The sequence below is a fragment of the Ignavibacteriota bacterium genome (assembly GCA_013285405.1).
Lineage (GTDB): Bacteria > Bacteroidota > Ignavibacteria > Ignavibacteriales > Ignavibacteriaceae > IGN2.
This window is the reverse complement of record CP053446.1, coordinates 624,579-648,147: the sequence shown is the minus strand read 5'-3', so window position 1 is coordinate 648,147 and position 23,569 is coordinate 624,579. Positions and strand designations below refer to the sequence as shown.

At 33.2% G+C, this 23,569-nt stretch carries 20 protein-coding genes; 12 read left to right on the top strand and 8 right to left on the bottom strand.

Translation table 11 applies throughout. The features are described from left to right. The first annotated feature begins 15 nt into the window (after positions 1-15). The 8 genes from HND39_02770 (at position 16) to HND39_02735 (ending at position 8,559) form a co-directional block, all read left to right on the top strand. Positions 16-486: an FkbM family methyltransferase gene (locus HND39_02770; protein QKJ95279.1), complete on the top strand. Its 471-nt coding sequence runs from the start codon at positions 16-18 to the stop codon at positions 484-486. 253 nt (positions 487-739) lie between these two features. Beyond that, positions 740-1,447, top strand: coding sequence for an FkbM family methyltransferase (locus HND39_02765; GenBank protein QKJ95278.1), 708 nt, complete (start codon positions 740-742; stop codon positions 1,445-1,447). A 151-nt stretch (positions 1,448-1,598) separates the two neighbouring features. Beyond that, entirely contained in the window at positions 1,599-3,098 is a 1,500-nt protein-coding gene (locus HND39_02760) for a T9SS type A sorting domain-containing protein (GenBank protein QKJ95277.1), read from the top strand. A gap of 184 nt (positions 3,099-3,282) precedes the next feature. Further along, positions 3,283-4,653 carry a T9SS type A sorting domain-containing protein gene (locus HND39_02755; protein QKJ95276.1) on the top strand — a complete coding sequence of 457 codons (1,371 nt, stop codon included), beginning with the start codon at positions 3,283-3,285 and terminating at the stop codon, positions 4,651-4,653. A gap of 140 nt (positions 4,654-4,793) precedes the next feature. Continuing rightward, on the top strand, positions 4,794-5,696 hold the full coding sequence (locus tag HND39_02750) for a sugar transferase (protein QKJ95275.1): 903 nt from the start codon (positions 4,794-4,796) through the stop codon (positions 5,694-5,696). Between the two features lie 37 nt (positions 5,697-5,733). After that, entirely contained in the window at positions 5,734-6,465 is a 732-nt protein-coding gene (locus tag HND39_02745; GenBank protein QKJ95274.1) for a class I SAM-dependent methyltransferase, read from the top strand. Between the two features lie 29 nt (positions 6,466-6,494). Next, positions 6,495-7,301, top strand: coding sequence for an FkbM family methyltransferase (locus HND39_02740; protein QKJ95273.1), 807 nt, complete (start codon positions 6,495-6,497; stop codon positions 7,299-7,301). Between the two features lies 1 nt (position 7,302). Continuing rightward, positions 7,303-8,559: a glycosyltransferase gene (locus HND39_02735; GenBank protein QKJ95272.1), complete on the top strand. Its 1,257-nt coding sequence runs from the start codon at positions 7,303-7,305 to the stop codon at positions 8,557-8,559. On the opposite strand, the gene HND39_02730 is transcribed toward HND39_02735, so the two are convergent. Next, complete coding sequence (locus HND39_02730; GenBank protein ID QKJ95271.1) at positions 8,533-9,804, bottom strand: glycosyltransferase; 1,272 nt, start codon at positions 9,802-9,804, stop codon at positions 8,533-8,535. The genes HND39_02735 and HND39_02730 overlap by 27 nt on opposite strands. Positions 9,805-9,808: 4 nt before the next feature. Next, positions 9,809-10,423, bottom strand: coding sequence for a class I SAM-dependent methyltransferase (locus HND39_02725; protein ID QKJ95270.1), 615 nt, complete (start codon positions 10,421-10,423; stop codon positions 9,809-9,811). Between the two features lie 128 nt (positions 10,424-10,551). Between HND39_02725 and HND39_02720 the strand changes: the two genes are divergently transcribed. After that, positions 10,552-10,926 carry a co-chaperone GroES gene (locus HND39_02720; protein QKJ95269.1) on the top strand — a complete coding sequence of 125 codons (375 nt, stop codon included), beginning with the start codon at positions 10,552-10,554 and terminating at the stop codon, positions 10,924-10,926. Positions 10,927-10,948: 22 nt separating this feature from the next. Here HND39_02720 and HND39_02715 read toward each other — a convergent pair whose 3' ends face one another. The 6 genes from HND39_02715 to HND39_02690 form a co-directional block, all read right to left on the bottom strand. After that, positions 10,949-11,725: an STAS domain-containing protein gene (locus HND39_02715; protein QKJ95268.1), complete on the bottom strand. Its 777-nt coding sequence runs from the start codon at positions 11,723-11,725 to the stop codon at positions 10,949-10,951. Between the two features lie 360 nt (positions 11,726-12,085). Continuing rightward, entirely contained in the window at positions 12,086-13,339 is a 1,254-nt protein-coding gene (locus HND39_02710; GenBank protein QKJ95267.1) for a hypothetical protein, read from the bottom strand. A gap of 10 nt (positions 13,340-13,349) precedes the next feature. Next, complete coding sequence (locus HND39_02705) at positions 13,350-13,946, bottom strand: hypothetical protein (protein ID QKJ95266.1); 597 nt, start codon at positions 13,944-13,946, stop codon at positions 13,350-13,352. A gap of 21 nt (positions 13,947-13,967) precedes the next feature. Then, on the bottom strand, positions 13,968-14,498 hold the full coding sequence (locus HND39_02700; protein ID QKJ95265.1) for a hypothetical protein: 531 nt from the start codon (positions 14,496-14,498) through the stop codon (positions 13,968-13,970). A 374-nt stretch (positions 14,499-14,872) separates the two neighbouring features. Next, positions 14,873-15,025 (bottom strand): hypothetical protein, encoded by a 153-nt coding sequence (locus HND39_02695; GenBank protein ID QKJ95264.1) that lies wholly within the window; start codon positions 15,023-15,025, stop codon positions 14,873-14,875. A gap of 467 nt (positions 15,026-15,492) precedes the next feature. After that, positions 15,493-16,866 (bottom strand): sigma-54-dependent Fis family transcriptional regulator, encoded by a 1,374-nt coding sequence (locus tag HND39_02690; protein QKJ95263.1) that lies wholly within the window; start codon positions 16,864-16,866, stop codon positions 15,493-15,495. Between the two features lie 175 nt (positions 16,867-17,041). Here HND39_02690 and HND39_02685 point away from each other — a divergent pair, with 175 nt between their 5' ends. The 3 genes from HND39_02685 (at position 17,042) to HND39_02675 (ending at position 23,452) form a co-directional block, all read left to right on the top strand. Continuing rightward, a complete protein-coding gene (locus tag HND39_02685; protein QKJ95262.1) occupies positions 17,042-19,303 on the top strand; it encodes an aconitate hydratase in 2,262 nt (753 codons plus the stop codon). A gap of 80 nt (positions 19,304-19,383) precedes the next feature. Next, positions 19,384-21,243 (top strand): aspartate ammonia-lyase, encoded by a 1,860-nt coding sequence (gene aspA / locus HND39_02680; GenBank protein ID QKJ95261.1) that lies wholly within the window; start codon positions 19,384-19,386, stop codon positions 21,241-21,243. A gap of 103 nt (positions 21,244-21,346) precedes the next feature. Then, positions 21,347-23,452, top strand: a complete 2,106-nt coding sequence (locus tag HND39_02675) for a VWA domain-containing protein (GenBank protein ID QKJ95260.1) — start codon at positions 21,347-21,349, stop codon at positions 23,450-23,452. The last annotated feature ends 117 nt before the right edge of the window (positions 23,453-23,569 follow it).

The window sequence follows — 23,569 nt, the reverse complement described above, 5'->3', positions numbered from 1 at the left end:
TATAGCAGTTTATTTATGATAAGCAAAATAAAACTAATCATATGGCGAATCCTAAATTGGATGAAGGTTGGAGGAGTAGTTCAAATAATTCTTTCGAGCGGAATTCGAGATGATGGGTGGTTTAAAAGTTTTCATACAAAAAAGTCAATTGATCAGAATGGAAACCCAATCCCCTGGTGTACACATTCATTCAATAAATTTATAGAGCCAAGATTAAAAAAGAATTTTGTAGTCTTTGAATATGGAAGCGGAAACTCAACTTTATGGTACGCTCGAAGAATCAGTTCCATTAAATGTGTTGAACATGATTTAACCTGGTATATGGAATATAAATCTCTTTTTCCCAAAAACGTACAAGCTGTTCATAGGCCTTTCAATAATGACCTTTCATACGCAAAGGAAATTACTGCTGATGATACCAAATATGATGTAATCAGCATCGATGGGGTGGATAGAAATAATTGTATAAGCTTTAGTATAAAATAATTAACTGATGATGGCATTATTATTTATGATAACATTCAACGCCCTGAATATAAAACTTCTATCGATCTTTTATTAAGTAATGGTTTTAAAAGAATAGACTTTGAAAGATTACTTCCAGTAGTGAGCTACAATAATATGACCACAATTTTCTACAGAAATAATAATTGCTTGGGAATTTAACTTTCGTTTTTATGAATTGTGAATATTTCCATTAAGTTTAATTCAATCAACAAAAAATCAAATAAAAGATATAATGAAAAGATTAAAAAATATATTACCCGAAAAACTTTACTTATATCTACTAGACATTTATAATAATGTTTTTAATGATTTTACATCAAAAGCTTATGCACAGGAAGGCGAAGATTTAATTTTAAGTAGATTGTTTTATGGTAAGATAGTGAGAGGGTTCTATATTGATGTAGGGGCTCATCATCCAAAAAGATTTTCTAACACATATTATTTTTACAAAAGAGGTTGGAGAGGAATTAATATTGAGCCAATGCCGGGTAGTAAGAATAAATTTGATCGAATCCGCCCTAAGGATATCAATCTTGAAATACCGATAAGTTCAAAGGAAGAGGAATTGACTTACTACATATTTAATGAACCAGCATTGAATGGTTTCTCACGCGAGTTATCTTCGGAAGGAGAAAAACTCAATGCATATAAAATAGTCAAAACAGTAGAAATGAAAACAAAAACTTTAGGAAGCGTACTGGACACATTTCTACCGAAGGGACAGAATATAGATTTTATGAGCATAGATGTCGAAGGTTTGGATTCGGAAGTTTTAAAGTCTAATAATTGGGACAAGTATGTACCGATGTATATAATAATTGAAGATAAAGAGTTTAGCTTCGAAAATCCCCAAAAGTCAGAAGTTTATTGCTTCTTGAATGACCAAAATTATCAATTGCTCGCAAAAACTCTCAGCACTTTGATTTTTAGATTAAAGTAATTTATTTGCACAGTAATCATAGGCAGAAAATGCAAATAAGACTTGGTTTTATTACTTGGAATGACTAAGTTAGTAATTAATATGTGTTAACACGTTAAATAAATTTCATGGAGTAGCTATGAAAAATTTTAATTTTTTTTATGGAGGACATATGAAAAAATATTTAACTCTTCTCATTATTTTATTTCTTTCCAGTAATTTGATAAATGCACAGTGGTATAATCAATCTAGTGGTGTTTATGAAAATTTATATGAAACTTTTTTCATCGATCAAAACACCGGGTGGATTGTAGGGGCAAATGGGAGAATATTAAAAACCACAAATTCCGGTGTTAGCTGGATTCCTAAAAGTAGTGGTACAAATTACGCATTAACTTTTATAAAGTTTTTTGACTCCAATAATGGAATTATTGCAGGTGATGGTGGTGTTATTAAAAAATCTACAGATGGTGGAAATTCGTGGTATGATGTTTCAAGTGGAGTGTATATTAGAATTCAAGAAGGTTTTTTCGTTAATACGAATGTGGGTTGGTTAGTTGGAAATTTTGGACTAGTATTAAAAACTACCGATGGTGGTAGTAGCTGGCAAAGTTCATTCACAGGTCCGTTTAACAATTATTGGGTATATTTTCTAGATGTAAATATCGGATGGGTTTGTGGTGAAATGGGGGAAGTGAGAAAAACGACAGATGGTGGAAATTCATGGGAGTTGAAAGCTCAGATAGGGCAAATTACACTTTGGGGAATGCATTTTGTGAATGAGAATGTTGGTTGGTTTGTTGGCGAGTATGGAACGATTGGAAAAACGACCAATGGAGGTGAAACTTGGTTTGGACAATTTTCGTCAACTGTGGTTAATCTTAGATCCGTTTTCTTTAGTAATACAGAATTTGGTTGGGTAGTAGGTAAAGATGAAACACGTTTAAGAACTAGCAATGGTGGCATTACTTGGATATTGGAACATACAGGAGACGATTATGAATATTTAAATATTTATTTTTTTGATAACAGTAAGGGGTGGATTATAGGAACACCGGGTTATTTATCCGGGAATCAGTCAGTCATTTTGTTTACCGACAATGGTGGTCTTCCAGTTGAGTTAAAAACTTTTAACTATGAATTTCAGAATGGCGATATCATTCTCAATTGGTCAACGGCAACAGAAATTAATAATTGGGGTTTTGAAATTGAAAGACGTTCTCTGGAAGATGATTGGCGAACAATTGCTTTTGTAAATGGTAAGGGAACTTCTACTGAGCTTCAGGAATATTCCTATACAGATGATCTTTTTGGAGTTCAACCTGGATTATATTTTTACAGATTGAAACAAATTGATTACAGTGGTAGTTATGAATATTCGGAAGAACTTGAAATCAATGTTCCACTAAAGGATTTTTCACTTTTTCAAAACTATCCGAATCCTTTTAATCCAATTACAAAAATTAAGTATTCAATTCCTGAATCTGGTCACGTTTCACTAATCGTGACAGATATACTGGGGAAAGAAGTGAGCAAACTGGTTGATGAGATTATTGAACCGGGATATTATGAAACAGAATTTAATGGAGAAAAGTTATCGAGTGGACTGTATTTTTACACGCTCAGTTCAGAAAAAAATTCGACCACCAGAAAAATGTTACTTATGAAATAAGTTTAATAAAATTATAATATTTCCATAATCAGCATTGATTTTTTATTATTCGGGGCCAGATTGTTAAATTAAATATATTCATTTAGTTATAAGATTATACTCGAAATTTATTAATTCATTCAAATAAAATTATAACATAATTGCGGGTTAATTATTCTATTTTAATTAAACTATAGGTAATGAAATGAAATTGATTAAAATATTGTCAGGTTTTAATTTTATAATTTTTCTAATGGCAATCACAGACATCTTACCTCAAACATCATTTGGTAACTCAGTTGATTTTGATGGCAATGGTGATTTTGCTAACACATTTAACAATCCGTACTTGCCAACAGTAAAAGGCACGCTTGAAGCCTGGATCAAAGTAAAAGATTTTCAACCTCCAGGAAATTTGGGAGATGTTTTCTTTGCAAAGAATGAAGAGCAATGGAACGTTGGTGACTTCTATGCGTATCTTGAATATGGTACGGGTTATCTTTATTCAAGAATTCAATATCCACCTTCACTGGAAATTGATGTAAGAACTAATAACTCATTTTGGCAATATATCAACAACTGGGTTCATTATGCTTTTACCTGGGGCTCTGGTGGAATGAAAACTTATATTAATGGTGTATTACAAAATGATCAGAACGGCTTTTCATATCCAGCTTTGAACACTACATATAATATCTATGTTGGTGCTCACGGATACATGCTTCATAATGGTAGTTATGTGGTAAGCGGATTTTTTAATGGACAAATTGATGAACTTAGAATCTGGAATTTTAAAAAGAACAGCCAGCAAATTACTGCACTTATGAACTCACCGTTGGAGAGTTCCTACTACTTAAGTGCTGATAGTGGGTTAGTTGGCTATTGGAAATTTGATATACTTGAAGATCTCGGAATTAATAATGACGGAGCTGATGATATTAGAGATTTTTCAATTCTTCAAAATCACCTTGACTTTGCTGGAAATACCCATTTGGTTCCTTCTGATTTAATTGTTCCTGTAGAGTTAGTTTCATTTACAGGCAAAGTAGTTAATGAGCAGATCTTGCTGGAATGGGTAACCTCAACTGAAGTAAATAACCTTGGTTTTGAAATTGAAAGATGTACACAGGAAGATAATTGGCGAACAATAGCTTTTATAAACGGTCAGGGAACATCAACTGAATTGCATACATATTCATTTGTTGATGATCTTTTTAGTTCAGAACCTGGGATGAACTATTACAGATTGAAACAAATCGACTTCAATGGTCATTTCGAATATTCTAATGAAATTGAAGTAAATGTTCCGCTCCAGGATTTTACTTTGTATCAGAATTACCCCAATCCCTTTAATTCTGTAACTGTAATTAAGTATTCAATTCCAAAGACCACACACATTTTTTTAATTGTTTATGACTCGCTTGGTCAGAAAATCAGAACCTTAGTTGATGAGTTAAAAATTCCTGGTTTTTATCAGATTGAATTTGATGCGACTGAGTTACCCAGTGGAATTTATTTCTTTTCACTGCTTTCGATGGAGCATTCATCGACACAAAAAATGATATTGATGAAATAAATTTCACACTCAATTTATTAAAGCTCTGACTGAAAAAATATTTTTTGTCAGGGCTTTTCATATTAGGTTTAAAATAAAAGTGGTTTATAACAAATAGATTATATTTGTTTTAGAAAATATAACTATTACATCAATTTTTAATGTCTGTAAACAATTTATCCCCGATAATTCTCTTCGTCTATAATCGGCCCGAACATACTAGGAAGACTGTTGAAGCATTACAGAAAAATATATTAGCAGCTAAATCAAAATTATTTATTTATTCTGATGGGGCTAAATCAGATAATGATGAAAAAAAGATTAACAATGTTAGAAGCTATCTAAAAACAGTCAAAGGATTTGCCAAAATTGATATTATACAACGTGATGAAAATTTAGGGTTGGCTGATTCGGTCATTTCCGGAGTTAATGAAGTATTCAATCACTATGAAAAAGTCATTGTTCTTGAAGATGATATTCTAACATCAAAAAATTTCCTCAACTTTATCAATCTTGCACTGAATTTTTATGTAGATGATAAAAGGATATATTCTATTTCTGGTTATAATTTCCCAATTAAAATTCCACTATCATATTTTTACAAGGTTTATATTTCACCAAGAGCATCATCCTGGGGTTGGGCAACCTGGAAAGATAGATGGAAAAATGCTATATGGAAACCTGAAACCGTCTTTAATGTGAGGGATAAAAAATCACTTAGAAACTTATTGGATAAAGCAGGAACAGATTTAGTACCCATGCTACAAAAAGCAATTGATGGTAAAATAGATTCATGGGCTGTCAAATGGGTGTTTACTCATATTATAAATGATGCTTTCTGTATTTACCCGATACGTTCATTCGTAAATAATATTGGTGTGGATGCGACGGGTACGAACTTCAAAAGAAAAATAGCCAAATTTGATGTTGAAATCGTAGAGGATAATGATATTAAAATGCTGGAGAAAGATCTTAAATATTCAGATGAAATTCAGAGCCAAATTAATTCTTTGGTAAATATTGGTACGATTAGAAGGGTCATTAATTTTATGATGAAATATTGAAAGCTCAACTCAACATTATCTACTTAATTAAAGTCGAATGTTAGAATCACTAAAAAAGTATTATGAAAAGCAGCAATTTTATCCGGACGTCTTAGGGTTATTTATAAATCCTTTTTACATTGCCCGTAAAGAATTACTAAAAAATATTATGTCCTTAGCCGATGAAATTAATGGATTAGCTGTTGATATTGGATGTGGAAATAAACCTTATGAAAAACTTTTTAAAGTGAGCAGTTATATTGGAATAGATATTCAAACCAGTATTCATAATGTTAAATCTTTTGCTGATATATTTTATAATGGTAAAACAATTCCTATAAAAGATAAACAGGTTGATTCAATAATCTGCAACCAGGTATTTGAACATGTTTTCGAACCAAATCTTTTCCTTTCAGAATTAAATAGAGTGTTAAAGTTAGGAGGGAAACTGCTAATAACTTTACCATTCGTTTGGGACGAACACGAAAAGCCATTTGATTTTGCCAGGTATTCCTCGTTTGGTATAAGATATCTCTTGGAGAAATATGGTTTTGAAATAATGGTACAGAAAAAAACTGCCGGTGATCTGACCGTATTTGCTCAATTGTTTAATCTTTACCTTTATAAATTAGTGTATCGTAAACATTCATTATTAAAAAAATTAGTTACATTCTTTTTCATGACACCTGTTACAGTGCTTGGTATAATATTCAGGAAATTTATGCCCAGAAATAACGATCTATACTTGGATAACATAATATTAGCGACAAAAATAAATAATCGCTCTTAATCATTATAAATTAAATAGGCTGAAAAATATTGCGTGTTTTTCTTGAACATACTCAGTACTGGTTATATAGATTTATTAAAAGCTCAGCTTATCGGAGATTTATTTTCTACTCAATACTCTATGGCAGTAAAAAAAGATTTGTAGCAAGAAATTTTAATTTTAATGGTTTGAAACTATTTACAAATGATTCTCTGTCATTTATTTGGCAGTACAAAGATATATTTGCTGATGAAAGCTACAAATTTGTAACTGATTCTATCAATCAGGTCATTTACGATTGTGGAGCAAATATCGGGGTAAGTAGTTTATACTTCAGTAAACATTATCCTGCCTCTAAGATTGTGGCTTTTGAAGCTGATCCAAATATTGCAAAAATTCTTCGTGATAATCTTTCAAGGAATGGAATTAATAATGTAGAATTGATTGATAAGGCAGTTTGGATAAATAAAGATGGGATTGAAATTGGTTTGGAAGGAGCTGATGGTGCATCAATTAATTCTTCGAGAAATAAAACAAAAGTTCCAACAATTAGACTTAAAGATTTAATTGAAATTGAAAAGTCAATAGACTTACTCAAAATTGATATCGAAGGTGCAGAATATGAAGTAATATTAGATTGTAAGGACTCATTAAATCAGGTAAGAAATATTTTTATTGAATACCATTCTTATGCTAAATCAGATCAAAAATTATCAAAAATCCTAAAAGTACTTGAAGATAATAAATTTAGATATTTCGTCAATCTTGTTAATTACAGAGAGATGCCTTTTATTAATCGAAAGAATAAGTTTAATCCACAGATAGATCTCCAGTTAAATATTTACGGATATAAGTAAGTTGAAAATCGTTCATTTAAGTACTTCTGATTTAGCAGGTGGAGCTGCAATTGCCTGCAAAAGAATAGTTGATGCACAGGCATTAAATGGCATTGATGCAAAGCTTCTTGTTCAAAAAAAAATTAGTTTTGATCCTAAAATCATATCAACAACAACCAAAAGTTTATCTAAACTTTATTATCAAAGTCGAATGGTACTTGATGAAGGATTTATACGATTTTTCACTAACAAGGACCGAGGGAGATTTTCTTATCCAAAAATTGGTTTAGACATTTCAAAATATCAGATTATAAAGGATGCTAATGTAATTAATCTTCAATGGATAAATGGTGGATTTATTTCGCTGAAAGCAATTGAACGAATCGGAAAACATGGAAAACCAATCGTATGGATACTTCACGATATGTGGTCATTTACAGGCGGCTGTCATTATGTTGGAGATTGTAATAAGTATTTATCTGAATGTAAGAATTGTCCAGCGCTCAAATTTAGAAGTAATCATGATCTTTCCAATCGAATTTTTAAACGTAAAGAATCAATATTCAATAAACTAAATTTAACATTTGTTACAACAAGCAATTGGCTTGCAAGCGAAGTCGCACGAAGTTATTTATTTTCCAATAAAAATATTTTTGTTATACCAACACCTATTGATTCCAGTTTATTTAAACCAGTTAACAAGAATAGTGTCAGAAAAAACTTGAAATTACCTTTGGATAAAAAAATAATTCTATTTGGCGCGATGAATCTTAAAGACAAACGAAAAGGATTTTATTATTTGATTGAAGCGTTAAATTTTATTAAAAACAAAAGTTTAAATTCCGAAATAGAAATTGCAGTCTTTGGTAAAATTGACAAAAATATATTAAATAAAATTCCATTTAAAGTAAATCAATTAGGTTCAGTTAAAAATGATGACCAAATAGTTTCTGTATATAATTCTGCCGATGTTTTTGTAGCTCCATCCTTGGAGGATAACTTGCCAAATACTATTATGGAATCAATGGCATGTGGAACACCGGTTGTTGCATTTGATACTGGGGGAATCCCCGATATGGTGGATAATGAATTGAATGGTTTATTGACAAAACTAAGATCAGCTGAAGCATTAGCAGAAGGTATGCTTAAAATTCTATTGAATGAAGATTATCGACAAAAAATGAGTGAAGCTGCAAGAGCAAAAGTATTACAATATTTCAATCCACAAAATATTGCCGCAAAGTACAGAGAATTATACACCAACCTTATTCAAAATTAAACTCAATCCTTGACTAATATTTTTTCTTTCAAATCTTTTTATGAATTCCTGGTCAGACTTAAAGTGAGATGACTCATTGAAAAACTTCTCTCCACTTTCCTCATACCCAAACATCATTCCTGCATTTGCTTCGGTAAGAATTTTTTTCACTTCTTCATTTCCATCACCAAAAGCAATAATCGGTTTTCCTGCTCTCAGATATTCAAAGAGTTTCCCCGGTACATGTCGTGGTTCGGTTGCACAGACTAAAAGATAGTCCGCACTCATCATCTCATTCAGCATTTTTTTATAAGGCAAAAATCCCTTGTAAATTGTGTTTGGTTCAAGACCTGCAACTAAAATTGATTGCTTAATTCCGGGTGATACAGTACCCACAAAAACCAATTTAATCTTTTCCCCCCGATCAATTTTTTTTCTCAGGGATTGCCAAAAATATTTTGGATTCTGATAATCAAAAATATTCCCTGCATGAAGAATTATTTCTTCATTTCCCCCTTCCTTAGGAAGGGGGTTAGGGGGTGGGCAAAAATCTTCCTCACTGTATCCCCAATACAGAACATTGGCTTTATCTTTTATTGACGGATATTTTTTTATGAAGTCATTGCACATTGACTGTGTTACAAATATGACTGAAGCAGCGTTCAGCAATACAGATTTTTCCAGATGTTTATCAATAGAAAGAGTGAGTTTGTTCCGATTAAAATTTTTATAATATGAAATATCAATCCATGGATCAATGAAAACAGGGAAGTGGGGAATATTAAAAATGGAGGAAAGCTTTTTACCGACAAGATGTGATGTGTGTGGCGGTCCGATTGAAACGATTGCATCAACTTTTTCATTATTCAAAAAAGTTTTACCGGCTTTAACTGCTGGAAAATACCAACCAACTCTTGAATCCGGAATGAATAAATTCATCCTTATCCATATAGACAGACTGTGTGAAAAGCTTTTGTTTTTTTTCGAAATAGTCTCAGAGGCAATAAGTTGATCATTGCTGGATTTACCAATAAATTTTTTGTAAATATTAAAAGGTTCAACAGATTTCGCTCGGATAATCTTTACTTCAGTTGAGATTTCATTTTTAAAGGTATCATCCTTTTGTGTGAAAGTATCTTCATCGACCGTCAAAACAGAAGGCATCCAGCCAAAAGAAGGGAGGTGTTTAATAATTTTTAAAGGCCAGTGAAGCGATGCTTTCCCTGATGGCGGCCAATAATATGTAATAAATAAAACTTTCTTCATAATGTCATAATATTTTTTCACCAATAAATCTGATTACGCTGGCGTTACCCGAGTGTTTTGCACCTTCTTCGAGATAAATATTTTCTTCGGCGAGGAGTTCTGTTTTTATTTCTCTAAAATCGGTTCTAATCTCTTCAACAGAAGCAAGCATATTTGTATCCTGTGGTCCTCCTGAATTTTTACCTAATTGATTCTTTGAAAATAATTCAATGATAATCTTACCTTTCGGTTTTAATGACTCAATAATTTTTTTATAGAATATTGATCTTGATTCAGTTGGAACGTGAACGAAAATAATTGCAGCGCAATCATAATAATTTTTATGAGGAATAAAATCTTCCAATTGAGTAATAAAATAATCGATTTTAACGTCGTTTACTTTTGAAAGCTTCATTGCTTTTTGTCTTGCGACTTTACTCTGATCAAATGCATCTACATTCCAGCCGAGCTTTGCTGCAAAAACTGCATTCCTTCCTTCACCCTCTGCCGGCAAGAGTAGCCTGCCAACCGGATTAATTTTCATCAACTGTTCTTTGAAGAATTTATTCGGCTCAGTGCCGTAAACATATCCCTCTACAGAGAATCTCTCATCCCAAAAATTTGAATTGTAATCAGACATAGATCATTTTGTTCAATTAGCTGTTCAAATTTATGAATAAAGAATCCGATGTGGAAAAAGAATTTCTGCCAACAGGAGATTAACTTTTACTTTTGATATATTTCAGTGAGAAACATTTGAAATTATTAATGGAATTGAAATTGAGAAATATTGATCGGTTTGTTGTTGTAGGGGATAGAGTTCTTATCAGACCTCAGGAAGAATCTTCTAGAACATCCAGCGGTTTATATTTACCATCAGGTGTAACTGAAAAGGAACGTGTTCAAAGCGGTTACGTTATGAAAGTTGGTCCGGGTTATGCAACATCCACTGAGATTGATGATGAACCATGGAAGGAATCAGTAAATAAAGTGAAATATATTCCACTTCAGGCACGTGAAGGTGATCTGGCTATTTTTTTAAGAAAAGAAGCTGTTGAAATTGAATTCGATAAAGAAAAATTTCTCATTATTCCTCAATCTGCAATTTTATTACTGATCAGGAACGAGGATTTTTCACCTTAGACGATTTATTTTTCATCTATGATTAAGAACTGAAACCAAATTCCCACTCTACTTTACCTGAATGAAAACGCATATCTGGTTTGATAACTTCTTGGGGAACAGAAACAAAAATATCTTCTTTCACAGCATCAATCTCGTATTCTAAATTTCTGTTTTTAAACATTGGTTCTGCTGATTCTATTCGTGGAGTATCTTCACTACTATTTTCCATTTCGAACTTATTTGCATTTTCAGTTTGAGCCACTACAGATGAAAAACTCAATTTCTCCGGAGCACTTTTTTCAAAAAGTTCCTCAGTAATTTCTGGTTCTAATTCCTGGATCGGTTCCTGCATTTGAACTAACGGAGAATCTACTAAAGGATGAGTTGAAGTTACACTGTTAGAACTTAATTGTCTTTCAGATTTTCGTGTCTGCTTTGCATCAATCTCATGAAGTTCGTTCTCAAGAAGTTTTTTATTCTCAATATCTTCTAATGCAACTTTTACACTTGTATAGAGAGGAAATATTTTTCCAATTGAGTTTAGAGTCAGGAAAATACTTGATTGTTCGATTGGCTCAATTATTACAAGAGTTCTATTCTGGCTTTTTAGTCTCTTATAACTACTTACAAGAACACCAAGAAAAGTTGAATCAAGATGTTCACAAGCACTCAGATTAACAATAATGTCTTTGTCTGTATCTGCAATTGTTTCTTCCAGTAAATCCTTAAATTCAGTCGCCTCAATGAGAGTAGCTCTCAATAAGTTTACATTAAATACTATTGCGTAGTTTTCAACTTTGCGTTCTATTGATTCCATTGCTTTTATGCCTCTCGAATAATTATTAAGAATACTATGATCAAAATTTTAATTCTGTTTTAAAAGAATTATTACGCAATTGACAATTTTCAGGCCACCTAACGATTTGCATTATTTAACAATTGATTGTGCAAGCGACAAAATCGTCAGTAGATTCAGAAGAATTTTCCGATAAAAAGGTGAGAAAATGGGATAAATAGTTCTGTTTGGTGCCGGTGTCGGACAAAATTAACGCTGGTTCACGAGATAATTTTATTCTAAAGAGATTATGATAAAAATATAAATGTTAAACAGATTTAAATAAAAGAAGAGTAATGCCATCGACATTACTCTTGTTTAAAAATTGAGAGAAAGGTAAGATTATTCTTCGTACCAGCTAATTACACGAAAATATTTGGTGGATGGAAAAAATGGTGGTCTTACTTTTAGCATTCTATCATCATATTTATGAACATAACTATATCCGTTAATAGGCACATATTTACCATTAATGAGTTTGTAGTTCGCAGTGGGTTGAACTTTCTGTCCAATTATTCCACCAAGGAGGTTCATTTTGTAAGCTGTTGGATATTCGCCATATCTCTCAATAACTAAACCGTCTTTCTTAGAAAAGATAGAAGAACAAATATTAATATCGCCGCGGGCAGGATCATAGGTTACAACTACTTTATTCTCCGCAACAATACCCATCATATCGTTACTTGAAGGATTAGTTAAGGGATTACTTGCGTAATTAATACTATTTGTTATAAATACTTGGCCAGCACTCGAGCTTCCTTTTTGAGAAGCAACAATGGTTGTCCTTCCATCTAACGTTCCTTGAACGTTAATATTTCCTTTCTCAACATAAATAACACCATTAGGAGCCAGAGAGGTTAAAGGAACGGTTATTGGTGAAGTGTAGCTGCCACTACCGATTTTTAGTTTGTAAGTAACATTTCCATTTGCCAAAAATGTCAAATCCACTGTTGTGACTTTCCCAGCATTTGTTGTGTCTCTAAAAATTCTTCCATTACTGTATGCTGCAATCCTAATTGAAGAAGTATCAAACTCCAATGGTATCGGATCGGTAACTTTCGTCCCACCAAAAAATTCCGGGTGCGATTTGTTATCATACAATTTTACACCTTTGGAAGTTGTTGCAGGTCCTAGAAATACAGGATCACCATAACAATTGATCCAATCGTTTGCATGAAATCTGCCAGAGAATGTATCACCAGTTGCAGCCCAAACACTTCCAAAAACATTATAAAAATTTCCGAAGAGTGCAAAATTTTCAGGTTCCAGTAGTATTTCAACAGTTTTGGTAATTCCTCTATATTCTCCGGTTGCAACAATTTTTCGGTTGTCCCAGCCAATTGTGTCGATATCTACATTCATAACTCCATCAGCAAATGCACGGTTACTGATACCATCCATCCATTTTCTATTTAAATATAGTTTATTGATGGCAATATTAGCTGCGCTAATGGCAATGTTTGATGCTCTAGTAACGCTGTAATAGTCAACAAAGTTTTCCGTCATTTCTACGTTTCTATTGACTATTTTTCCACTAAATAATGCCATTATTCCGCTGAATAACATTACAAGAAGAAGTGAAACTTTTCCGCCCATTTTAAATCTCCTAATTTCTTTTTAAATTTTTTGCAGTAACGGTTAATCTACGCCAATATGCTTCGTTGTATTCATTTTCAATAGCAAAAGGATCTTCTACTTTAATTGCAATTTTTATATATGTAGCTAATCCTGGAGAAGCAACAGGTGTTGGCAGAACATTATATAAAGCATCAAGATATTGTAATCTAAAATCTGTGATTCTATTGCTTACCATATATGGTGTGTTCCCATTTAATCTTCTGTAAAGTACTTTATCTCTTGGATTGGGTGTATTATTGAGAAGAGTTGTATCACTTACATAATAGTAAACAGTATCATAAAAGCCATTTTTATCAGCGTCAAATACGATCTTGATTGAAGATGAATCACCTAATGTAACTTTTGGAAGATCATTTATATTTGCGGGGTTCGCACAATAACCGATCTTATTAAAGTCATTTTCAATTACGTTTGCTGTATTAATGACTTCCACTTGTAAGTTGACATCCATCATAGAAGTTACTTCGGTTTGATAAACATTCTCATTAAGATTGAGAAGATTCATAAGAATAATTCCACCAATGATCGTGGCGGTAAGAATATCAAATATTACTGAAAATCCCATTAGTTAATCCTCATACTTAAATTATTCTAATAATGTCCAGAAACTAAATACAGTAGTAATCTTAACTGTATCAATCATTGCACTACTATAAACTGCTACAGTTAATTTTTTATGATATGTTTTACTCCCTGATTTTACATCAGGTGCTGTGTCAGAAACATAGTTTACAGTTGATCGTATTTCAAAAGGAGTTGCTCTTCCTGTTGTTGGATTAGTTAAAGAAAGTGTGTCGAGAACAAATAAATTGTTATAGTCATCAAAATCATCAAAGTTCGGATAAACTTCACCAATTTCTTTTCCCATATTTGTATTTGCAGTCGGTGAAAAATCTGAAGCCGAAAGTATAACTTTGTTTGTATCAAGTACTACCTCATCAAACACCTTATCTTTTGCTTCCTCAATCAATGAATTAGCTAATGAGTTAGCAACAATTCCGAACTTTGCATTATATGCAGCTTCTGATGAAGTTATTTGGATACTATTAAATCTTAAGATTAAGAATGTTAAAAGCATAATTGCTCCGATCGAAAGCAGTGTTTGGGCAGTGGTCATAAAATCGATTTCCTTAAATTAAAAATTATTATTAGTGTATCTTATGCAACTATTGTGCAATTTTCTGTTTTGTGCTGAAGAACCAGATTTTTAATTTTTTATTATGTTTTCTCGAAATTTTTAGAATCTAAAAATGTCATTCATGTCGCAGGCGACAGAATTGGAAGTAATACCACAGAAAAAGTTTATATATCAGCATATTTTACCTTCTTAGTATTAGTAATAATTCCATGATTTTATCAGAATTAAAGTAATTGTGACATAATTAACGTTCACAGAATTATTGCCGAGAATTAAGAGTAGCATTAATTAGTTAGCGTATTTAATTCAAACAATTTTGGTTCAACTCAAAAAATTATTCAGCAATTGATTAATTATTTTGATACGAACATTAGTACTGCTAGTAGTACAGAGATTGCAAGAACAATTTTTGTAAGATTGGTTACTCCATTATGCTTTGTTGAAACAAATCCTGAAAACTCATTAACATCAGCAGTCCCATTTTTATTTGGCTTTAATTGTATCATAGTTCTCTCCCACATTTTAATAAATTTAAGAAATTTTATTTTGATACGATTCTGAACCAAATATTACTTCGGAAACAAGAATAAAACTTTCCAAAAAATAGTAGATCATATACGTATCTTATTTAAAACAAGTTTTAATTTTTACTTAACTACTAAATGAATCGATTACTTTTAAAATTTGTGATAGAAATTGATTCATTTAATCTTTAAGCTCTGGGAAATTGATAGTAACCCAAATTAATTTAAAAGTTGCAATTGGCGTGCTAATATGAAAAAATTGATTTTTGGAATTATTTGGAAGTGTTTTAAAAGTTAGATGCAAATTTAACGGCAATACTGTCGTCAATAATTTCGTTAAGTCGTATTCAAACTTTGACTTAACTCAAATAAAATTTAAATAACTTCTCAAATAAGTAATTATCTTAAAAAAATTAAGATAAATAGTTTATTGCAGAAATTATTCAATCTCAGTTTCTTCTTTCCCTAATTGCTTTCAATCTTCTTTGTAAGGTTCTTTCGCTAACTCCAAGAAGCGGTGCAGCTCTTTGAACGCTATTCCCAACCGTTTTCATAATATTTAAAATATGTTCCTCAGCAGCGAGGTTGAGTGTGGTTAATTTTGGTTTGTGATTATTCCCATTGTCAATTGGTCTGAGATATTCTTTTGGAAGATCGATCGAATTTATATGCGTTTCACCAAATGTTTTTGCAACAGAGTTTAGTATAATATTTTCTAATTCTCTTACATTACCCGGGAACGTATAGCTTTTCAATGCTTCCATAACACTTTCAGAAAATCCCTGTATGTTTTTGCTGTAAGTCCGGTTTCCTACTTCAAGAAAATGTTCTGCAAGTAGAACAACATCATCACCTCTTTTATTAAGAGGAGGCATAAAAATAAATCCGCGATTGAGACGATAATACAAATCTGCTCTAAACTCTTTATTGTTAACTGCCTGAAGAAGGTCTTTGTTGGTAGCTGAGATAATCCTAATATCCAGTTGAACTGGTTTTGCATCACCAATCCGGTAAATTTCATTGTATTGAATTGTGCGCAGCAGTTTACCTTGAAGAGCAATTGGCAGTTCGCCAACTTCATCAAGAAAAATTGTACCTCCGTTAGCAGCTTCAAAATATCCGACTTTATCTTCAACAGCTCCGGTAAACGTTCCTTTCTTGTATCCAAAAAGTTCACTTTCAAATAAGCTTGGTGTTATTGAAGCAAGGTTGACTGCAACAAACGGTCTGCCTCTTCTTGGAGAAAGATCATGAATTTTACTTGCTATCATATCTTTACCGGTTCCGGTTTCTCCTGCAATGAAAACAGTTTCATTTGTTGGTGCAAAAATTTCAACAAGTTCAAATACTTTATGCATCACAGGTGAATCAGTAATAATATCTGAAAATATTCTTCGGCTTGGTTTATGTTCAAACAACGATCTTCTTAATGAATCTCTTTCAGACTCCAGAAGCTTTGTATCTAATGCTCTTCGTATAGTTAACAACAATCTGTCAGTATCTGGTGGTTTTGTAATAAATTCGTAGGCACCGAGCTTTATTGCTTTTAGTGCAATCTGAACTTCGTGAACCGCTGTGATAACTATGACAGGAATTCCTGGATAAACGGCGTAAATCTTTTCGAGCAATTCAAGTCCGTTCATCTCCGGCATAAAAATATCCAGAAGAATCAGATCAATATCTGTCCTGTCAAGAAGTGGCAAAACATTTAATGGATTTGATTCAGTAATCACATTAGCATAACCTTCCTGGTTCAGGAAATCCTTCATTAATTCCAAATATGAAGGTTCATCATCAACGATTAGTATAGGATTTTTCTCCACTATATTTTTTCCCGCGGTTTATTTTCTGAATTATAATACGCACTTATTTAAGGTTCGTCTCCCGGCGTCAAATATCGTGCAGACAATCTGGGAATGTCGGAATTAAACAAATTTCGATGATTTTCTGTATTTTGGAGCAGAAAAATTTTTATTTGCTTAAAGTAAAGGACTTCAAATGACATCAAATTTTGATATGATTAAAGCCGTATATAATAATTACCGGGAAAAATTGACCGAAATTAGAAAAGTTTTGAATCGACCACTCACTTACACTGAAAAAATCTTATACACACATCTATGGGATAATCCGGTAAAGCAATTTAATCGAGGAAAAGATTATGTTGATTTAACACCTGACAGAGTTGCAATGCAGGATGCAACAGCACAAATGGCGCTTCTTCAATTTATGTCTTCAGGAAAAAAGACTACTTCTGTTCCTTCCACCGTTCATTGTGATCATCTTATTCAGGCTCAGGTTGGAGCAAAAGATGATTTACTCAGAGCTAATGAAGAGAACAAGGAAGTATATGATTTTCTTGAGAGCATTTCGCAAAAGTACGGAATTGGTTTCTGGAAACCCGGTGCAGGAATTATTCATCAGGTTGTTTTGGAGAATTATGCTTTTCCTGGTGGAATGATGATTGGAACTGACTCGCATACTCCGAATGCCGGCGGGCTCGGAATGATTGCAATTGGAGTTGGTGGTGCTGATGCAGTTGATGTGATGGCTGGAATGCCGTGGGAATTAAAATGGCCAAAAATCACCGGAGTAAAGTTAACCGGCAAGCTGAATGGCTGGACTTCAGCAAAAGATGTAATTCTAAATCTCGCAGGAATTTTAACCGTAAAAGGTGGAACAGGTGCAATTGTAGAATATTTTGGCGAAGGAACTTCATCAATTTCCTGTACTGGCAAAGGAACGATTTGTAATATGGGTGCTGAGATAGGTGCGACAACTTCTGTTTTTCCGTTCGATGAAAAGATGTCTGCTTATCTAAAAATTACTAAAAGACCTGATGTGGCCGTACTTGCAGAAGGAATTTCGGATGAGTTATGTGCAGACAAAGAGGTTTTTGAAAATCCAGAAAAGTATTTTGATCAGGTGATAGAAATTAATCTTAGCCAGCTTGAACCTCACCTCAACGGTCCATTCACGCCCGATAAAGCCTGGCCAATTTCTAAAATGAAAGAAGCAGTTAAAAAAGAAAACTATCCCGATAAAATTTCTGTTGCTTTAATTGGAAGTTGCACAAATTCAAGCTATGAAGATATTGATCGATCTGCCAGCATTGCAAAGCTTGCACTTTCAAAAGGATTGAAAGCAAAATCACAATTCACAATTACTCCTGGTTCAGAACAAGTCAGAGCTACAATCGAACGTGATGGCCAACTAAAAGCACTAACTGATATTGGTGGATTAATACTAGCAAATGCTTGTGGTCCCTGCATCGGAATGTGGAAAAGAATGGATATCAAAACAGGCGAAAAGAATACAATAGTAACTTCATTTAACAGAAATTTTGCGAAGAGAAACGATGGTAATCCTGAAACACTAGCATTCGTAGCTTCACCTGAAATTACAACCGCACTTGCTATTGCAGGAAGTCTTTCGTTTAACCCTGTTACAGATGAACTGGTAAATGAAAAAGGAGAAAAAATTAAACTAAATCCACCAACAGGAGAGGAACTTCCTCCGAAAGGATTTGATGAAGGAAGCAGTGGATTTATTCCTCCTGCAATAGATGGTTCTTCAGTCGAAGTAAAAGTTGATCCAAAAAGTGAAAGACTTCAGTTACTTAAACCATTTGAAAAATGGGATGGAAAAGATTTTAATGATTTTCCGGTTCTTCTTAAAGCAAAAGGTAAATGTACAACCGATCACATCTCAATGGCTGGTCCGTGGTTAAGGTTTCGTGGGCATCTTGATAACATTTCAAATAATATGTTCATCGGGGCTACAAATGCATACAGCGGAGATACAGGGAAAGTTAAAAATATTTTTTCCGGCGAGATAAAATCAGTTCCTGAAGTTGCCCGTGAATATAAAGCAAAGGGAATTGGTTGGATTGTTATTGGAGATGAAAATTATGGCGAAGGTTCTTCGCGTGAACACGCAGCAATGGAACCAAGATTTCTTGGCGGCAAAGCAATCATTGTAAAAAGTTTTGCACGAATTCACGAAACCAATCTGAAAAAACAGGGAATGCTTCCGCTGACTTTTGCAGATCCGAAAGATTATGACAAAATAAAAGAAGATGACAAAATCGATTTGTTCGTAACTCAGCTTGTTCCAGGCAAGCAACTAAAAATGATAGCCAAACATTCTGATGGAAGTAAAAATGAAATCATGCTCAACCAAACAATGAATGAAGCACAGATTGGTTGGTTCAAAGCTGGCAGTGCGTTGAATTTAATTGCTGAGAAAAATAAAAACTAAATTACATTTGAAAATAACTTTAAAGGAGAATCTATCAGGATTCTCTTTTTTTTAGTAACACATTTTAATCAGGTGAAATAATGGAAAAATCAAACATTAAATCTTTTCTAAAAAGAATTGAGTTATTTAAAGGATTAGATGACAACCAACTTCAGACAGTTGTCGATAAAATTTTAGTCATAAACTTTCCGATAAATGGAATGGTTTTCACTGAAAACAACACACGGGAAAATCTTTCAATTATTTACGAAGGAGAAGTTGAATTATTTAAAACCACTCCGTTCGGCGGAGAGAAAAGACTCTCAGTTTTTGGTAAATACGACTTTCTTGGCGAAGGAGCTTTGATGGATGATTCACCCCATTCAACTTCTGCAAGAGCAACTATCAACTCAGTAATCTTCAGGCTTTCAAGAGATAAGTTCAAAGAATTAATGATTGAGCACAATGATGTTGCAATGGAAATTCTTTCAAAGATTGCTCGTGTAATTTCAAGAAGGATGAGTTCAGCGAATACAAGATCCGTAAACCTTGCAGCTCAATATCAATCAGGAAGAACAAGAAGTGAACACGATTTACTCGGAGACAGGGAAGTTCCAAATGAAGTTTATTACGGTGTTCAAACTCTGCGTGCAATTGAAAACTTTATGATCAGCGGAGTTACACTGAACTTTCATCCGGTGATAATTCAGGCTTTAGCTATGGTTAAAATGGCTGCTGCTAAAACTAACAATGAACTTGGACTTCTTTCCAAACCGGTTACGGATGCAATCGTTCAGGCTTGCTCAGAAATAATTAATGGAAAACTTCATACTCATTTTATTGTTGATATGATTCAGGGAGGAGCCGGAACCTCCACAAATATGAATGCGAATGAAGTGATTGCAAACCGCGCACTTGAAATTCTTGGCTATGAAAAAGGTGAATACAAATATTGCCATCCTAATAATCACGTTAATTTATCACAGTCAACAAACGATGCATATCCAACCTCAGTAAAGATCGCATTGATTCTCGCAAACCGAACACTCACCGAAGTGCTGAAAGAATTGATTCAGTCTTTTCATGACAAGGCGAAAGAATTTTCTCACATAATTAAAATGGGAAGAACACAACTTCAGGATGCTGTTCCGATGACAATGGGACAGGAGTTTGAAGCGTATGCTGTTACTCTCGGTGAAGAAGTTGAACGACTCGAACAAAACGTAAAACTTTTTTTGGAAGTTAATATGGGTGCAACAGCAATCGGTACCGGAATAAATTCTCATCCCGATTACAGCAAAAAAGTTGTTTCTCATTTGCGTGATATTACAAAAATGGAAATTGTGCTCGCTAATAATTTAGTAGAAGCAACACAGGATACTGGTGCATTCGTAATGTATTCTTCTGCGGTGAAAAGACTTGCAGTAAAGTTGTCAAAAATTTGTAATGATCTTCGGCTGCTTTCTTCAGGACCAAGAACCGGAATTAATGAAATCAATCTTCCACCAATGCAGCCAGGTTCATCGATAATGCCGGGGAAAATAAATCCGGTTATTCCTGAAGTTGTGAATCAAATTGCTTTTAAAGTTATCGGAAATGATTTAACGGTTACACTCGCTGCAGAAGCCGGGCAGCTTCAGTTGAATGTATTTGAGCCAATTATAGTTGAAAGTCTTTTTGAATCAATTGAAATGCTGAAGAACGGAATGATGACTCTTAAACAAAAGTGTGTTGACGGAATAACTGTAAACGAAGACAGATGCAGATCGCTTGTTGAAAACAGTATCGGACTTGTAACTGCTCTCAATCCTGTACTCGGTTATGAAACATCAACACAATTAGCGAAAGAAGCTCTTGATAAAAATAAAGGTGTATATGAATTAGTGCTGGAGAAAAAGCTTTTATCGAAAGCTGAGCTTGATGATTTACTTAAGCCTGAAAATATGATTAAGCCGAAATAATTTTGAAAACTAAAATTATCGGCCCCAAAATCTTGTATGGATTAACTAATCACATATAGCTATTTTCCTCAATCAATTATTCAATCACAAGTAATTTTTCTAAATGACGTTTTTAAATCCTGCTGTTTTATTTGGACTTTTAGCTGCATCGATTCCAATCATAATTCACTTGCTGAATCTTAGAAAGCTGAAAAAAATTGATTTCAGTACACTCCAGTTTTTAAAGGAGCTACAGAAGAATAAAATCAGGAAAATAAAAATAAAGCAATGGCTGCTTCTTGCACTTCGCGTTTTGATTATACTCGCAATCGTAACTGCTTTTGCTAGACCAACCATTGTTGGTGTTTCAATTGGTGGAACAACTTCTGCTGCAAAAACCACCGCCGTTTTTATACTTGATGATACTTTCAGTATGTCGGTTGTTGATCAGAATGGCTCATACTTCAATCAAGCAAAAGAAGCAATAAAAAATATCCTCACCCAGTTTGAAGAAGGTGATGAGTTTGGATTAGTTCTCGTTTCACATCAACCGGATGAAATCGAAATGACATCAAATCTAAATAAGTTCGTTCAGGAAGTTGATGCAACAAATATTTCTTATGCTTCAGGGAAATTGAATAATTCAATTATCAAAGCTGCTGAGTTAATTGGCGAAGCAAAAAATTTCAATAAAGAAATTTATGTTCTAGCTGATTTTCAAAAAGGAAGACTTGCAAATGAGGATGAAATAATTGATTTGAAAGAGCAGCTTGGTGAGCAGGTTCGATTGTACACATTTAATTATTCAGGAAAAGAAGTTTTTAATTTTGGAATTGATGATTTGAAATTAAACACACAGATTTTTGAGAAAGATAAACCTGTAAAATTTGAGGCAACTTTAAAAAATTATTCTGAAAGAACGAAAGACAATCTTGTGGTTTCTCTATTTATTAATGGAGAAAGACTTGCTCAACAAAGTATAAATTTGAATTCGGGTGAATCAAAAATAGCAAACCTGGAAGCATCAGCAAGAAATTTTGGATATAACGATGCCATCATAGAAATTGAAGAAGATGATATAATACAAGATAACAAACGCTACACTTCATTTTTTATTTCTGAAAAAATTCCCGTGCTGATCCTTGCAGATGATGTAAATGATACGAAACTCATTGAAGCTGCACTGAAATCAGTTTCCGAAAAAGGTTATTTTGATATCACTATTAAAAAAACAGAGCAAATCTCAGGCGTTTCATTAAATAATTTTCAGGTGATAATTTTATTGAGTGATAATTTTGGAAATGAAAGTGTCAAACTAAATCAGTTCCTTAGTTCAGGAAAAGGAATTATAATTTTTCCACCTTCGGAAAATGGCAGCTCAGGATTTAATAGCTCATTAAACTCAATTGGAATTACTTCAGCAGGAAGTTTTGTTAAATTGGAAGCAGGACAATCAATCCATTTCAGTGAGACAGATTTTAATCATCCATTGTTCGAAAATATTTTTATGGATGAGAAGAAGAAACAAATCGAATCACCCGAAATATTTTCTTATTTTAAAATTAATCCTGGAGGAAAAGGAAAGAGCATAATCAAGTTGCAGGATGAAAGCAGTTTCCTGAGTGAATATTCTATTGGTGATGGAAAAGTTTTGTTGTTCAGTTCATCACCGGTTTTTTCGTGGAGTGATTTCCCGATTAAAGGAATATTTGCACCGCTTGTAACCAAATCGGTTATGTATTTATCTGCATACAACAAAAATGAGGTAAATTATTTTGCAGGTGAAACAATAAATGTAAATGTTGCAGAACGGACTCTTCCTCAAATAAAAATAGTACGACCTGATAAAAGTGAAGACTTCATAAACATTGATGAAAATCAGACCTCGGATTTTATTTCATACGCTGCAACTTCACTTGCAGGTAATTATGAATTTCTATCGGGAGAAAAGCTTTTAGCTTCAGCAAATGTGAATACCGATCCGGCTGAATCTGTAACTGAATATTTAACCGAAAGTGATTTTGACGAGTATCTCGAGAAAATTAATTTTAATGGAAAACATATTATAATTGATAAAAACGAGAATCCAACTCAAATGATTTTGCAGGCAAGATTTGGTTCTGAGTTGTGGAGATATTTTGTACTGATTGCAATACTACTTGCATTGGTTGAAATGACAATTGCACGAAATGCGAAAAAAGAATTAGTTGAGCTGAAAGACAGTGTATGACTGTATGGGTGCATGCATGTATGCAAGAATTATTAATTTATTTGATGATCATACAACCATGCAACCATACTACCATGCAATTAAATTTAAGAAATAGATAGTAAATCCGAGCAAAAT